Annotated in this window: 14 protein-coding genes; 7 read left to right on the top strand and 7 right to left on the bottom strand. The window is 71.8% G+C overall.

Annotation, left to right across the window (positions count from 1 at the left end):
* Nucleotides 1–4: 4 nt before the first annotated feature.
* Nucleotides 5–628 carry an O-methyltransferase gene (locus INTCA_RS13150; RefSeq protein WP_013493415.1) on the bottom strand — a complete coding sequence of 208 codons (624 nt, stop codon included), beginning with the start codon at nucleotides 626–628 and terminating at the stop codon, nucleotides 5–7.
* 183 nt (nucleotides 629–811) lie between these two features.
* On the opposite strand from INTCA_RS13150, the gene sigE reads away from it, so the two are divergent.
* On the top strand, nucleotides 812–1,489 hold the full coding sequence (gene sigE, locus INTCA_RS13145) for an RNA polymerase sigma factor SigE (RefSeq protein ID WP_148236589.1): 678 nt from the start codon (nucleotides 812–814) through the stop codon (nucleotides 1,487–1,489).
* 119 nt (nucleotides 1,490–1,608) lie between these two features.
* On the opposite strand, the gene INTCA_RS20485 is transcribed toward sigE, so the two are convergent.
* Nucleotides 1,609–1,731: a hypothetical protein gene (locus INTCA_RS20485; protein WP_267896149.1), complete on the bottom strand. Its 123-nt coding sequence runs from the start codon at nucleotides 1,729–1,731 to the stop codon at nucleotides 1,609–1,611.
* A 405-nt stretch (nucleotides 1,732–2,136) separates the two neighbouring features.
* Nucleotides 2,137–2,394, bottom strand: coding sequence for a hypothetical protein (locus tag INTCA_RS19885; RefSeq protein ID WP_041307716.1), 258 nt, complete (start codon nucleotides 2,392–2,394; stop codon nucleotides 2,137–2,139).
* 51 nt (nucleotides 2,395–2,445) lie between these two features.
* On the opposite strand from INTCA_RS19885, the gene INTCA_RS13130 reads away from it, so the two are divergent.
* Nucleotides 2,446–3,936 carry a S1C family serine protease gene (locus INTCA_RS13130; protein ID WP_013493412.1) on the top strand — a complete coding sequence of 497 codons (1,491 nt, stop codon included), beginning with the start codon at nucleotides 2,446–2,448 and terminating at the stop codon, nucleotides 3,934–3,936.
* Between the two features lie 70 nt (nucleotides 3,937–4,006).
* On the top strand, nucleotides 4,007–4,351 hold the full coding sequence (locus INTCA_RS13125; protein ID WP_013493411.1) for a twin-arginine translocase TatA/TatE family subunit: 345 nt from the start codon (nucleotides 4,007–4,009) through the stop codon (nucleotides 4,349–4,351).
* Between the two features lie 120 nt (nucleotides 4,352–4,471).
* Here the strand turns inward: INTCA_RS13125 and INTCA_RS13120 are convergent, their stop codons facing one another.
* The 4 genes from INTCA_RS13120 to INTCA_RS13105 all read right to left on the bottom strand — a co-directional run bounded on the left by INTCA_RS13120 (nucleotide 4,472) and on the right by INTCA_RS13105 (nucleotide 8,317).
* Entirely contained in the window at nucleotides 4,472–5,614 is a 1,143-nt protein-coding gene (locus INTCA_RS13120; protein ID WP_041307713.1) for an Mrp/NBP35 family ATP-binding protein, read from the bottom strand.
* Between the two features lie 228 nt (nucleotides 5,615–5,842).
* On the bottom strand, nucleotides 5,843–6,409 hold the full coding sequence (locus INTCA_RS13115; RefSeq protein ID WP_013493409.1) for a DUF1003 domain-containing protein: 567 nt from the start codon (nucleotides 6,407–6,409) through the stop codon (nucleotides 5,843–5,845).
* A complete protein-coding gene (locus INTCA_RS13110) occupies nucleotides 6,406–7,710 on the bottom strand; it encodes a magnesium transporter MgtE N-terminal domain-containing protein (protein ID WP_013493408.1) in 1,305 nt (434 codons plus the stop codon). The genes INTCA_RS13115 and INTCA_RS13110 overlap by 4 nt, the downstream gene beginning before the upstream one ends.
* Nucleotides 7,711–7,777: 67 nt before the next feature.
* Nucleotides 7,778–8,317 (bottom strand): hypothetical protein, encoded by a 540-nt coding sequence (locus INTCA_RS13105; RefSeq protein ID WP_244859829.1) that lies wholly within the window; start codon nucleotides 8,315–8,317, stop codon nucleotides 7,778–7,780.
* A gap of 96 nt (nucleotides 8,318–8,413) precedes the next feature.
* Between INTCA_RS13105 and INTCA_RS13100 the strand changes: the two genes are divergently transcribed.
* The 4 genes from INTCA_RS13100 (at nucleotide 8,414) to INTCA_RS13085 (ending at nucleotide 12,777) form a co-directional block, all read left to right on the top strand.
* Nucleotides 8,414–9,481 carry an HpcH/HpaI aldolase/citrate lyase family protein gene (locus INTCA_RS13100; RefSeq protein WP_013493406.1) on the top strand — a complete coding sequence of 356 codons (1,068 nt, stop codon included), beginning with the start codon at nucleotides 8,414–8,416 and terminating at the stop codon, nucleotides 9,479–9,481.
* A gap of 82 nt (nucleotides 9,482–9,563) precedes the next feature.
* Entirely contained in the window at nucleotides 9,564–10,469 is a 906-nt protein-coding gene (locus INTCA_RS13095; protein WP_013493405.1) for an HpcH/HpaI aldolase/citrate lyase family protein, read from the top strand.
* A 137-nt stretch (nucleotides 10,470–10,606) separates the two neighbouring features.
* On the top strand, nucleotides 10,607–11,752 hold the full coding sequence (locus tag INTCA_RS13090; protein WP_013493404.1) for a N(5)-(carboxyethyl)ornithine synthase: 1,146 nt from the start codon (nucleotides 10,607–10,609) through the stop codon (nucleotides 11,750–11,752).
* 92 nt (nucleotides 11,753–11,844) lie between these two features.
* On the top strand, nucleotides 11,845–12,777 hold the full coding sequence (locus INTCA_RS13085) for an extensin family protein (protein WP_244859828.1): 933 nt from the start codon (nucleotides 11,845–11,847) through the stop codon (nucleotides 12,775–12,777).
* Nucleotides 12,778–12,858: the final 81 nt, after the last annotated feature.

Here is a 12,858-nt window from a genome sequence, read left to right as displayed (position 1 = left end):
TCGCTCAGCGCTTGACGGCGAGGAGCAGCCCGTCGCCGATCGGCAGCAGGGACACGATGAACCGCGCGTCATCGCGCAGCGCCCGCCCCACATCGCGCAGCGCGCGCGTCTCGGGGTCGCGGATCGCGGGATCCGACTCCTGGTCGGTCCACGACAGGGCCAAGGTGCCGCCGGCCCGGAGCAGACGAGTGGCCTGCTCGACGTAGAGGGGGTACTCCTCCTTGTCGGCGTCCACGACGACGAGGTCGTACGCGCCGTCCGTCATCCGGGGGAGCACCTCGAGAGCCCGCCCGGCGATGACGCGGGTGCGCTGGTGCGCGACGCCGGCCGCGGCGAACGCCTCCCGGGCTGCATGCTGGTGCTCGACCTCGAGGTCGATGGTCGTGAGGATCCCGTCCGACGGCATCCCGCCGAGGAGCCACAGGCCGGAGACACCGGCCCCGGTGCCCACCTCCATCACGGCCTTGGCCCCGATCGCCGCCGCCAGCGCGCTCAGGAAAGAGCCCACGCCGTTTCCGACCGCACCCACGCCGAGCTCCTCGGCCCGGCGCTGAGCGTCCTCGACGTGGTCGCTCGGCGTGATGAACTCCTCGGCATGCGACCAGGCAGCCACTTTGTGCGTGCTCATGCTCGTCACCCTAGTGCCCCACACCCGCTGCAGCCCGGCGTCGGCTGGGGAGCGGTCGGTCGCACAGGGGATCCACAGGATGGTGACAGTGAAAGTCTGGCGGGATCGGGAAGGGTGAGAGGGAACGAAAGCGGCCGGCGCAGCGTTGTTCTGGTCTAGAGTCCCCGAAAGGTGTCTGATCGCGTGAGCGAGACTGTCCTGTCCCAGGCCCCCGGCTCCGCCGGCGAGCCGCCACTCGCGGCTGCCCGTGGTCGCTCGGAGACAGCGCCCGGCTGGACGCCCCCGACGTGGGAGGAAGTCGTCGAGCAGCACTCGGCGCGTGTCTACCGACTGGCCTACCGCCTCACCGGCAACCCGCACGACGCCGAGGACCTGACGCACGACGTCTTCGTCCGGGTCTTCCGCTCGCTCCACTCGTACCAGCCCGGCACCTTCGAAGGCTGGCTCCACCGGATCACGACCAACGTCTTCCTCGACAAGATGCGCCGCAAGCAGCGGATCCGGTTCGACGCCCTGCCCGAGGACGCGGCCGGCCGGCTCCCCAGCGGGGAGAAGGGTCCGGAGCAGACCTACCACGACGCCCGCTTCGACGACGACGTGCAGCGCGCGCTGGACGCGCTCGCCCCGGAGTTCCGGGCGGACGTCGTGCTCTGCGACATCGAGGGCCTGTCCTACGAGGAGATCAGCGCGACCCTCGGGGTCAAGCTCGGTACCGTCCGCTCGCGGATCCACCGCGGACGTGCCCAGCTCCGCGAGGCGCTGGCGCACCGCGCACCCGAGGCCACCCGCAAGCCCGAGACGCGCACGGCTCGCCCCGGCCTGCGGCTGCCGGGCCGGCGAGTCACCGCAGGCGCCAGGTGAGGCCAGCGTGAGCGGTCTCGACGTCCGCGTGGCTCCCGTGGGGGAGCGGTGACCCCCCACCTGGGCGGGCACGTGCGGGCCTACGTCGACCGGGCCCTGCCGCCCGCCGTGCTGCACCTCTATGACCGGCACCTCGTCGCCTGCATGGTCTGCCGCGCCGCGGCCGACCAGGAGCGCCGGATCGTCGCGTCGCTGCGCAGCGACACCGGCGTCGTCCCGGGCTCGCTCCGCAGCTCGCTCATGAACCTGGGAGCGTCCCCGGTTCCCGAGCCGCCGACCCACGCGGAGCCGCGCATTCCCCTCGGCCCGCTCAGCCCGCTCGCGGTCCGCGGTGTCCGGTCCGTCGACGACCTGTTTGGCGGCGCGCCCTGGGGGACCAAGCTCGGCTCACGCGCACCGTTCGGCTCCGCCTCCTCGTTCGGGTCGGCCATGTCCCGGCCCACCGGCCCGCCGGCCCCGCTGACGACGGTCCGCCCCAGCGCGCCGCCCCTGCACCGCTCACCCATGCGGGCGGCAGTCGTCGCCTCGCTCGCGGCCGGCGCGTCGGTCGCCGCTGCCTGGGGCCTGGCGGTCTCTCCCCTGCCCGGCGGTGCTCGTCCGCCGGGGGTCCGGGTCCCCGCTGGGGTCGCCAGCTTCGGAGTTGTCAACTACGGGGTGGTGCTGCCCTCCCTGCCCGCCTCGACCTCGCCGTCCTCGACCTCGCCCGCCTCGACCTCGCCGTCCTCGACCTCGCCGTCCTCGACCTCGCCGTCCTCGACCGCGGCGGCGCCCGCGGCCAGCCCTGCGACACCTTCTGCATCGAGGCCCGCGACCAGCGCGGGCGGCAGCTCCGCCAACGTGGTCTGGGGCCGTCGTTCGGCGTTCTCCGTGCTCTCGACGAGCCGCAGCAGCGCCCTGACGACCATCTGGACCGCCCCAGTTCGTATCTCTCTCGTCTCTTCGGCACAATCGGGGCCATGAGCGACGACCCCACCGAGCGGCGGCCCAGCGACGCACCCCTGGACCGCCCCGAGGAGGTCGAGCAGACCGGGGCCATCGAGCGGGCGACGACGCAGCCGATCCCGCGCGCGGGCGCGGACTCTGAGGACCATGGCTGGTTCAGCCGGTTCGGCTCCCCGCGCCCTGCCGACGGGCCCCGCGCCGACGGCCACACGGGTTCGCCCGCCGACTACCGCGTCGGGGTGCCCTACGCCTACCCTGGCGGCGCGATGCCGCCACCCGGCGACCCGTCCGGCTCAGCGTCGTCCGGCTCAGCGCCGTCCGGCTCAGCTTCGTCCGGCGCAGCTTCGTCCGCCGCGGCATCCGTACCCCTGCTGCCACCACCGACGGGTTCACCCGTCGCCGCCTACCCTGCCCCGACGGGCGCTCCGCGCCGCCGCCGCGGGCTGCTGGTCACTGGCGTCGTCGCCCTCTGCCTCGCCTCGGGCGTCGTCGGGGGAGTGGCCGGCCAGGTGCTCGAGGACCGGGTCGTCTCGAGCATTCGGGCGCTGCCCGAGCCGGGGCCCGGGGTGACCGACCGCCCGGCCGGCTCGGTCGCGAACATCGTGGCCCGGGTGCTTCCCAGCGTGGTGACGATCAAGGTCGACGCGGGCCCGGAAGGGTCAGGGACCGGTTCCGGCTTCGTCATCGACGACCGGGGGCACATCCTCACGAACAACCACGTCGTCGCTGCCGTTGCGAGCAACGGGTCGATCGAGGTGGTCCTGAGCAACGGCGAGACCGAGAAGGCCACGGTCGTCGGGCGTGACGTCAGCTACGACCTCGCGGTCCTGCGGATCAAGCGCACCGACCTCACCCCGCTCCGGCTCGGCGCCTCTAACAAGGTCGTCGTCGGGGATGCCGTCATCGCGGTCGGCGCGCCCCTCGGTCTCGACCAGACCGTGACCTCCGGCATCATCAGCGCCCTCGACCGTCCGGTCGCCCCCGGGGCGGGCGACGACCTGTCGTTCATCAACGCGATCCAGACCGACGCCGCGATCAACCCGGGCAACTCGGGCGGGCCCCTCCTCGACCTCTCGGGCCAGGTGATCGGGGTCAACTCCGCGATCGCGAGGGTGCCCAGTGCCGGCTCGTCCTCGTCCGGCAACATCGGGCTCGGCTTCGCCATCCCGAGTGACCAGGCGCGCCGCACCGCTGACCAGCTCATCGCGACCGGCAAGGCCACCCACCCGATCATCGGCGTCCTTCTCGACCGGAGATACTCCGGCGAGGGGGCCCTCGTCCAGGACGTGTCCGACGCGGTCACTCCCAACGCCCCCGCGGACAAGGCCGGAGTCGAGCCGGGCGACGTCATCATTCGGTTCGAGGGCAAGCCGATCCGCACCCCGGACCAGCTCATCGTCTCGATCCGGTCCCGTGCCGTGGGCGAGACGGTGACCCTGACGGTCGAGCGCGACGGCAAGCAGATCGACCTGCGGATGACCCTCGAGGCCGATCCGGAGAAGTGATCCCGGCTCGGGGTCCGTATGATGGCGCCGGCGGTACGCCGGGTGCCGAGGCCGCAAAGGATGAGCAACTGTGATCGACATCAACGGGTGGGAGTTCCTGCTGCTCGGTGTCCTGGCCATCCTCGTGCTCGGCCCAGAGCGACTGCCGGAGTACGCTGCGAAGCTGGGCCGGTTCGTGCGCCAGGCCCGCGGCATGGCCGACCGGGCCAAGCAGCAGCTCAAGGAGGAGATGGGGCCCGAGTTCTCCGACGTCGACTGGCGGGCCTACGACCCGCGTCAGTACGACCCGCGTCGGATCGTCCGTGATGCCCTGAGCGCCACCCCGGAGGAGGACCCTCCGCCGGTCAAGCCCGTGAGCACGCCGAAGACCCATGACCCGTCGCTGCCGACCCCCTGGGACAGCGAAGCCACCTGACCCCCACGCAACACACCCGCTTACCGAGCGGTCCCCCCGGCTGCAGCAGGGGGGACCAGACGGTAAGCGGGTGTGTTGCGTCGTGCAGGTGCAGGTGCAGGTGCAGGTGCAGGTGTCGCGTCAGCGGCCGGCCGGCGTCAGGCCGAGGGAGCGCCCAGCAAGGCCACGGGCCCGCGTCGCCAGGCCGCGCGCGATCCCGCGCAGTGCCACGCCAGCGGCCGAGTCGGGGGCGCCGAGGACCACGGGGTTGCCCGTGTCGCCGCCCTCGCGGAGCGTCGCGTCGAGCGGGATCTGACCGAGCAGCGGCACCGGAGCGCCGATGCTGCGGCTCAGCGAGTCGGCCACGGCCTGGCCACCGCCGGAGCCGAAGATCTCCTGGCGGGTGCCGTCGGCCAGCTCGAGCCACGACATGTTCTCGATGACGCCGGCGATCCGCTGGTGCGTCTGCAGCGCGATCGACCCGGCGCGCTCGGCCACTTCGGCCGCGGCCTGCTGCGGGGTCGTGACGACGAGGATCTCGGCGGTCGGGATGAGCTGGGCCACGGAGATCGCGATGTCGCCGGTGCCGGGCGGGAGGTCGAGCAGGAGCACGTCGAGGTCGCCCCAGAAGACGTCGCCGAGGAACTGCTGCAGCGCCCGGTGCAGCATCGGGCCGCGCCAGACGACCGGCTGGTTGCCGGGGACGAACATCCCGATCGAGATGACCTTCACGTCGTGCGAGAGCGGCGGGAGGATCATGTCGTCGACCTGGGTGGGCCGCTGCTCGACACCGAGCATGCGCGGCACGGAGAAGCCGTAGACGTCCGCGTCGACGACGCCGACCCGCAGGCCCTGCTGGGCCATGGCGGCGGCGAGGTTGACGGTGACCGAGGACTTGCCGACGCCGCCCTTGCCGGAGGCGACCGCGTAGACCCGCGTCAGCGAGTTGGGCTGGGCGAAGGGGATCTCCTTCTCGGGCGTCCCGCCGCGCAGCTGCTGGCGCAGGGCCGTCCGCTGCTCGTCGCTCATGACGTCGAGGGTCACGTTGACCGACGTCACGCCGGGGACCGCCTGGAGCGCCGCCGTGGAGTCGTTGCGCAGCGTGTCCTTCATGGGGCAGCCGGAGACGGTCAGGTAGATGGACAGCTCGACGTGCCCGGCTTCATCGACGTCGACGGACTTGACCATGCCGAGCTCGGTGATCGGCTTGCGGATCTCGGGGTCGTTGACCTTCGACAGGGCCGTGAGCAGGGCGTCGTGGCTGGGCAGGGCGGGGGCAGACATGTCACCCATCGTATGCCGCTGGGCTGGCTCCCCCGACCGCGGTGGCCTCCCGCGGGGGTGGCCTCCCTCACCCCGGCCGCCCCCACCTCCCGCGACAACACACCCGCTCCCGGCGTGGTCGCCCTCGCTGCAGCCGGCACCAGCGGAGGGTAAGCGGGTGTGTTGCGGGAGAGGGTGGGGGGGTGTGTTGCGGGAGAGGGTGGGGGGGTGTGTTGCGGGGGAAGGGGGTCAGTCGGTGGCTGGGTGCTTCGGGGCGGGGCCGCCGTCGCCGAGGGGCCGGATCAGCGCCCGCTCCTCGAGCTCGCCGAGCAGGTCCCGCAGCTCGGACCGGACGAAGTCGCGGGTCGCCTGCTCGCGCAGGGCGAGCCGCAGGGAGGCGACCTCGCGGGTGAGGAACTCGGTGTCGGCCAGGTTGCGCTCGTCGCGGGAGCGGTCCTGCTCGAGGCCGACACGGTCCCGGTCGGCCTGGCGGTTCTGGGCGAGGAGGATGAGCGGCGCGGCGTACGAGGCCTGCGTGGAGAAGAAGAGGTTGAGCAGGATGAAGGGATAGGGGTCCCAGCGCAGGCCGAAGAGACCGACGACGTTGATGGCGACCCAGACGATGACGAAGATCGTCATCCACATGAGGAACCGGGCCGTTCCCATGAACCGGGCGAAGGTCTCGGCGAACCGGCCGAACCGGTCTGAGTCGGAGCGCAGGCGTGGCAGGAACCCGCCGCGCTTCTCGCGGGGCTGGTCGAGGCGGTCGTTCGGGGTGGTGGCCCGGGTCAGGCGGCGGCTCGTCTGCTCGGTCACGGTCGGACCTCCAGCTCGTGCCGCTCCTCACGCCAGTCCTCGGGGAGGATGTGGTCGAGCACGTCGTCCACCGTCACCGCGCCGAGGAGGCGCCCGTTGTCGTCGACGACCGGCAGCGACACGAGGTTGTACGTCGCGAGGGTGCGCGTCACCCGCTCGAGCGAGGCGCCCGCCGGGAGCGGCTCCATCTCCTTGTCGATGATCGACCCGACCGACGCGTGTGGCGGCTCCCGGAGCAGCCGCTGGATGTGCACGAGGCCGAGGTAGCGGCCGGTCGGCGCCTCGAGCGGGGGCCGGCACACGTAGACCATCGTCGCGAGCGCGGGGGCGAGCTCCTCGCGGCGGACCATCGCCAGCGCCTCGGCGATGGTCGCCTCGGGGCCGAGGATCACCGGCTCGGTGGTCATCATGCCGCCGGCGGTCTTCTCGTCGTAGGACAGCAGCCGCCGCAGCGGGGCGGCCTCGTCCGGCTCCATCAGCTGGAGGAGCCGCTCGGCCTGCTCGGGCGGGAGGTCGGCGAGGAGGTCGGCCGCGTCGTCGGGCTCCATGGCCTCGAGGACGTCAGCGGCCCGCTCGTTGTCGAGACCGGCGATGATCTCGACCTGGTCGTCCTCGGGCAGCTCCTCGAGGATGTCGGCGAGCCGGTCGTCGTCGAGCGCGGCTGCCACCTCGGCGCGGCGCTTCGGGTTGAGGTCGTGGATGACCTCGGCGAGGTCGGCGACCTTGAGGTCGTCATAGGTCTCGAGGAGTCGCTCGGCGCTCTGGGCGGGGGCCTCGTCGTGCAGGCCGACCACGTCCCTGATCTCGACGAGCATCGTCTTGCCGGAGCGTCGCCGCGTGAGCCGCGACATGGCGCGGGACGCGGAGGACCCGACCTCGGTCTGTCGGACGAACACCTTGACGGCATACCAGTCCCGGCGTGGCGACTGCTCGATCGCGATGTCCTCGACGATCCCCTGCCCGAACCCGGCCGCCTCGGCCTCGCGACTCGTGACGGTCACCGTCCGGTCGAAGAGCTCAGCGGCGACGAGCGTCTCGTTGGTCCGCTGCTCGAACCGACGCATGTTGACCAGGCCCGTCGTGATGACGGCACCGGCGTCGATCGAGGTCACCCGCGTCATCGGCAGGAAGACTCGGCGCCGCCCGGGAACCTCGACGACGAGGCCGATGACGCGCGGGTCCGGCCTCGCGTGGGAGAAGACCACGACGACGTCGCGGACGCGACCGACCTGGTCGCCGAGCGGGTCGAAGACGCTCAGGCCGGTCAGTCGTGCGACGAAGACACGGGTGCTGGCGCTCATGGGCCAAGGCTATGCGTTCGCGACCCGAGGCGGTCGGTGCCACGACGAGCGACGGGCACCGGGAGTCTCAGCGCTTGCGGGCAGCCCGGGGTGCGTCGTTGGCGCGCCGCGGTCGGCGGCCCTTCCAGTGCCACGGCCGCCACCCGCTCGTCGTCACCGTGGTCCGGGCCGGCTCGGCACGCAGGTCGAGGGCGCTGTAGCTGCCGGGCGACTCGAGGGGGGAGCCGAACGGCGTGAGCGCCGTGATGGTGCACTCCCTGGCCCACCGGGTGAGGCTGTCGTCGACCGAGTTGAGCCGGGAGGCGCGCAACAGCTCCGCCGCGTGGTCCCACTCAGGGGTGCCGGGCGCGATGACGGCCGCATGCGCACGCGTCGCGAGGAGGCGCCCGCCGCTGTCCTTGCTCCGCAGGATGATCGTGACTTCCTTGGGCAGCCATGGCAGGGGCTGCTCGCCGGGACCGCTGACGACGAACGCCGTCGTGCCGTCCCAGACGTGCCAGGCCGGCCAGGTGCGGTCGCCGGCGACGTCGACCCACAGCAGACTGGACTTGTTCATGGCCTCGCTGAGCAGTGCGCTCAGGTTGAGGGGTGGGGGCTGCTCCGTCACAGCCTCCACCCTAGTGACCTGCTCCCCGGCTCGGTGGCACCCGCGAGTGATAGCGGTCATAACGCGGGCGAGAACCGGCACGCTACGTTGGCGCGCATGCGTAGCGCCAAGGACTTCTTCACGCCCCTCGCCGTGGGGGCACCGCCCCCGATCACGGAGGTGCCGGCTCGCCCCAGCCGGATGATCCACTTCTTCGACCCGAGCAACGAGAAGATGGCGGCCAAGGTCCCTGACCTCGTCGGCACGGTCGACGTCCTCCTCGGCAACCTCGAGGACGCCGTCAAGGCCGACCGCAAGGAGGCCGCCCGTCTCGGCCTGGTCGCCATCGCCAAGGCCACCGACTTCGGTGAGCACACCCAGCTCTGGACCCGCGTCAACAGTCTCGACAGCCCGTGGGTCCTCGACGACCTGACGACGCTCGTGTCAGAGATCGGCGACCGGCTCGACGTCATCATGGTCCCGAAGGTGCAGGGCGCGGAGGACATCCACTACGTCGACCGCCTCCTCGCCCAGCTGGAGGCGCGCGCGGGCCTCACCCGGCCGATCCTCGTGCACGCGATCCTCGAGACGGCCCGTGGCATGGCCAGCGTCGAGGAGATCGCCGGCGCGAGTCCCCGGATGCAGGGCATCTCCCTCGGCCCGGCCGACCTCGCCGCGGACCGCCGGATGAAGACGACCCGGGTCGGCGGCGGCCACCCCGGCTACCTGGTGCGCCAGGACCCGATCGGTGGAGACATCCACGGGGAGCGCACGACCTACCAGCAGGACCTCTGGCACTACACGATCGCCCGGATGGTCGACGCCTGCGCGATGCACGGGATCTTCCCCTACTACGGCCCCTTCGGCGACATCAAGGACGTCGTCGCGTGCGAGGACCAGTTCCGCAACGCCTTCCTCCTCGGCTGCGTCGGCGCGTGGTCGCTGCACCCGGTCCAGATCGACATCGCCAAGAGGGTCTTCAGCCCCTCGGCCGAGGACGTCGCCCACGCCCGCCGCGTCAAGGAGGCGATGGGGGACGGCACCGGCGCGGTCATGCTCGACGGCAAGATGGAGGACGACGCGAGCCTCAAGCAGTGCCTCGTCATCCTCGAGCTCGCCGACCGTCTCGCCGCGACCGACCCCGAGCTCGCCGAGCTCTACGGCACGACGCCGGAAACCCACTGAGCCGTATGCCGACACACGGGGGCAAGCCCCCGTGGACCCCCAACGACCCGCCCGGCGGTCTCCACGAGAAAGGCGCACCCACGTGAGCGTTCAGTCCCAGGCCAGCCCAGCGGCATACGGCTCCTTCCGACCGCGTCGGTCGGTGCTCTACCTGCCCAGCTCCAACGAGCGGGCGCTGGAGAAAGCGAAGACCCTGCCCGTCGACGCACTCATCCTCGACCTCGAGGACGCCGTCGCACCGGATGCCAAGGAGGCCGCCCGCGAGAACGCCTGCGCCGCAGTGCAGTCGGGTGAATACGGCCGGAGTGAGCTGACGATCCGCGTCAACGGGATCGGGTCGCAGTGGCACGACGCCGACATGGTGGCGGCCTCGGCCGCGGGGCCCGACGCGATCGTCGTGCCCAAGGTGAACTCCGCCGACGAGGTCCGCCAGCTCGTCGCGGCCATGGAGGCTGCCGGTGCCCCCGAGAAGACGAAGCTGTGGGCGATGATCGAGACCCCGGTCGCGGTCCTCCACGCCGAGGAGATCGCACGAGCCTCGGAGCGGCTCACCGCCTTCGTCATGGGGACCAACGACCTCAACAAGGAGCTCGGCGCCGAGCTCGTCCCGGGTCGCCAGCCACTGCTCACCGGGCTGTCGCTCGCCCTGCTCGGGGCCCGGGCGGCGGGGATCGCGGTCCTCGACGGTGTGTGGATGGACGTCAAGGACGTCGACGGGCTGCGCGGGGAGTGCGTCCAGGGGCGGCAGATGGGCTTCGACGGCAAGACCCTGATCCACCCCGGGCAGGTCGAGACGGCCAACGAGGTGTTCGCGCCCAGCCCCGAGCAGGTCCAGGAGGCTCGCGGGATCATCGCGGCCTTCGAGGAGGCGGTCGCGCAGGGCAAGGGTGTCGCGACGTACCAGGGCAAGCTCGTCGAGAACCTCCACGTCGACACGGCTCGCAAGGTCCTCGCGACCGCAGAGGCGATCGACGCCCTGGACGGCTGACGCACTCGCCACGTCACGCACCACCCAGTCAAGTGTGCAGAAGATGACGGCATCTTCTGCACACTCGACGTGGGGCCGTGAGAGTCAGGGACTGGGGCTCGGCCCGTGATAGACAGGTGCCAACCAAGGGAGAACCCATGCAGCACCTCAGCGTCGGACTCTTGTCGCGGTCACGCAAGGAGAACGAGCGGCGGCTGCCGATCCACCCGCAGCACCTCGAGCGCATCGATGCCGGCCTGCGGCAGCACGTCTACCTCGAAGCCGGCTACGGCGAGCCCTACGGCCTGTCCGACGACGCACTCGCCCCGCTCGTCGGCGGCGTGCACGCCCGCGAGCAGCTCCTCGCGGAGCGCGACGTCATCCTCCTGCCGAAGCCGATGGCCGCGGACCTCGAGGAGATGCGTGACGGACAGGTCCTGTGGGGCTGGCCGCACTGTGTCCAGGACGCCGTCCTGACGCAGGTCGCGATCGACAAGCGGCTGACGCTGATCGCCTTCGAGGCGATGAACCACTGGAACCGCGACGGGTCCTTCAACCTGCACGTCCTGCACAAGAACAACGAGCTCGCCGGCTACGCGTCGGTGCTGCACGCGCTGTCGCTGATCGGCTCCACCGGGGACTACGGGCGTCGCCTCAGCGCCGCCGTGATCGGCTTCGGGGCCACGGCCCGCGGTGCCGTGACCGCGCTGCATGCGCTCGGGGTCAACCAGGTGGACATCCTCACCCACCGGGAGGTGGCCGCCGTCGCGTCCCCGATCCACTCGGCGCGCATCGTCAACTTCGACTACGGGGTCCCGGGCGGTCGGGCGAGCGACGTGTCCACCGAGGACGGGCCCGAGCCGCTGGCCGGCTTCCTCGCCGGCCACGACATCATCGTCAACTGCGTCCTGCAGGACCCCAACCGGCCGATGATGTTCCTCGACGAGGACGACCTGCCCGTCCTCGCCCCCGGGACCCTCGTCATCGACGTCTCGTGCGACGAGGCGATGGGGTTCAGCTGGGCGCGACCGACGTCCTTCCAGGAGCCGATGTTCACGGTCGGGAACACGGTGCGCTACTACGCCGTGGACCACAGCCCGTCCTACCTCTGGGACTCCGCCACGTGGGAGATCAGTGAGGCCCTGCTGCCCTTCGTCGGGACCGTGCTGGCGGGGCCCGACGCGTGGGCCGCCGACGAGACGATCCGCCGGGCCATCGAGATCCAGGACGGCAGGATCCTCAACCCGAGCATCCTCACCTTCCAGTCCCGGTCCGCCGAGTTCCCCCATGTCCCCGAGCCCTGAGCCGGCGTCCTGCCACGGACCCGAGGGCAGCCACGGGCAGCAGAGTCCCGGGGACGGGGAAACCTCAGCGCCCCGTGTGACGTTGACCGGTCGTGAGTGAGACGCGAGAGCGCCGACCGGCGCCCGTCCCGAGCGGGCCGGGCGGGCCGGGCGGGCCGGGCGTGCGCCGCTCGCCCCCGGAGCCGCCGCTGCGCCTGACCCGCCGTGGCTTCATCGTGCTGGGCGGCCTCGGGCTCGGGACCGTCGCGGCCGGGACCTATGCCATCACGAACGGCCTCTCGGGCGTGCCCGGCCTGCCCCAGATTCCCGGGCTGGTCGAGCCGACCCCGCCTGAGGTCTTCGCCGATCCCGTTCCGGTGGAGCGTGCGCAGCTGCAGGCGCGGACGAAACTCGGCCCAGCGGCATACGTCTATGAAGTGACCGGGCGGCCCGCGACCTACTACGTCGACACCGCCTTCGGGGGCCGGCTCGACGCCTGGCTCGCCCTGCACCGGCAGCACACCGGCCAGGAACCCGACACGATCCGCTCCTACGGTGCGTGGGTCCGCGGCAGCTCGACCTCGTGGCACAGCTCTGGCCAGGCCTTCGACGTGGCGCGTCTCCGGGCCGACGGCAAGGATCTCGTGTCGCTGCGCTACGACCAGTGGCGCGACGCGCCGGCCACCGAGCTGCGCCGTCGCCTGGCCGCCTACTGGCGCGTCGCGGCAGGTCTGCACCATGAGTTCGCCGACGTCCTGACCTACCTCTACGACAGCTCTCACTCCAACCACATCCACGTCGACACCGGCCGCTTCGGTGCCGAGCGGCCGCGGCTGATCCGGCGGTCGCGGGTGCAGGCCCAGGCGGTGCAGGCGATGTGCCTCCACGTGTGGGGTCGGACCGACGTCGAGATCACGGGCGAGTGGGACGACGCGACGCGCGCGGCGACGACCGAGATCCTCGAGCAGGTCGACGGTCCCGGCGAGCTCGAGGAGAGCCGCGAGGCCTGGCAGGCCTTCATGGTGGCGACGATGGAACGAGCCTGATCCCGGGCGGCGTTGTGGTTCAGCCCGGTTCGTCGGGCTCGACGCGCGACGGACGCCGGGCTGGGGCATCGCCGCCGTCGT

The organism is Intrasporangium calvum DSM 43043 (genome assembly GCF_000184685.1).
Classification (GTDB): Bacteria; Actinomycetota; Actinomycetes; order Actinomycetales; family Dermatophilaceae; genus Intrasporangium; species Intrasporangium calvum.
The sequence above is the reverse complement of the archived record's forward strand: the minus strand, read 5'-3'. Positions and strand labels throughout refer to the sequence as shown.

What these genes read in the sequence shown, in the direction of transcription:
- INTCA_RS13090 (WP_013493404.1), top strand. Translation starts at nt 10,607, where the DNA reads ATGCAGCACCTCAGCGTCGGACTCTTGTCGCGGTCACGCAAGGAGAAC.
- INTCA_RS13150 (WP_013493415.1), bottom strand. Translation starts at nt 628, where the DNA reads ATGAGCACGCACAAAGTGGCTGCCTGGTCGCATGCCGAGGAGTTCATC.
- INTCA_RS20485 (WP_267896149.1), bottom strand. Translation starts at nt 1,731, where the DNA reads ATGAGCGAGCTGCGGAGCGAGCCCGGGACGACGCCGGTGTCGCTGCGC.
- INTCA_RS19885 (WP_041307716.1), bottom strand. Translation starts at nt 2,394, where the DNA reads ATGGTCGTCAGGGCGCTGCTGCGGCTCGTCGAGAGCACGGAGAACGCC.
- INTCA_RS13130 (WP_013493412.1), top strand. Translation starts at nt 2,446, where the DNA reads ATGAGCGACGACCCCACCGAGCGGCGGCCCAGCGACGCACCCCTGGAC.
- INTCA_RS13100 (WP_013493406.1), top strand. Translation starts at nt 8,414, where the DNA reads ATGCGTAGCGCCAAGGACTTCTTCACGCCCCTCGCCGTGGGGGCACCG.
- INTCA_RS13120 (WP_041307713.1), bottom strand. Translation starts at nt 5,614, where the DNA reads ATGTCTGCCCCCGCCCTGCCCAGCCACGACGCCCTGCTCACGGCCCTG.
- INTCA_RS13110 (WP_013493408.1), bottom strand. Translation starts at nt 7,710, where the DNA reads ATGAGCGCCAGCACCCGTGTCTTCGTCGCACGACTGACCGGCCTGAGC.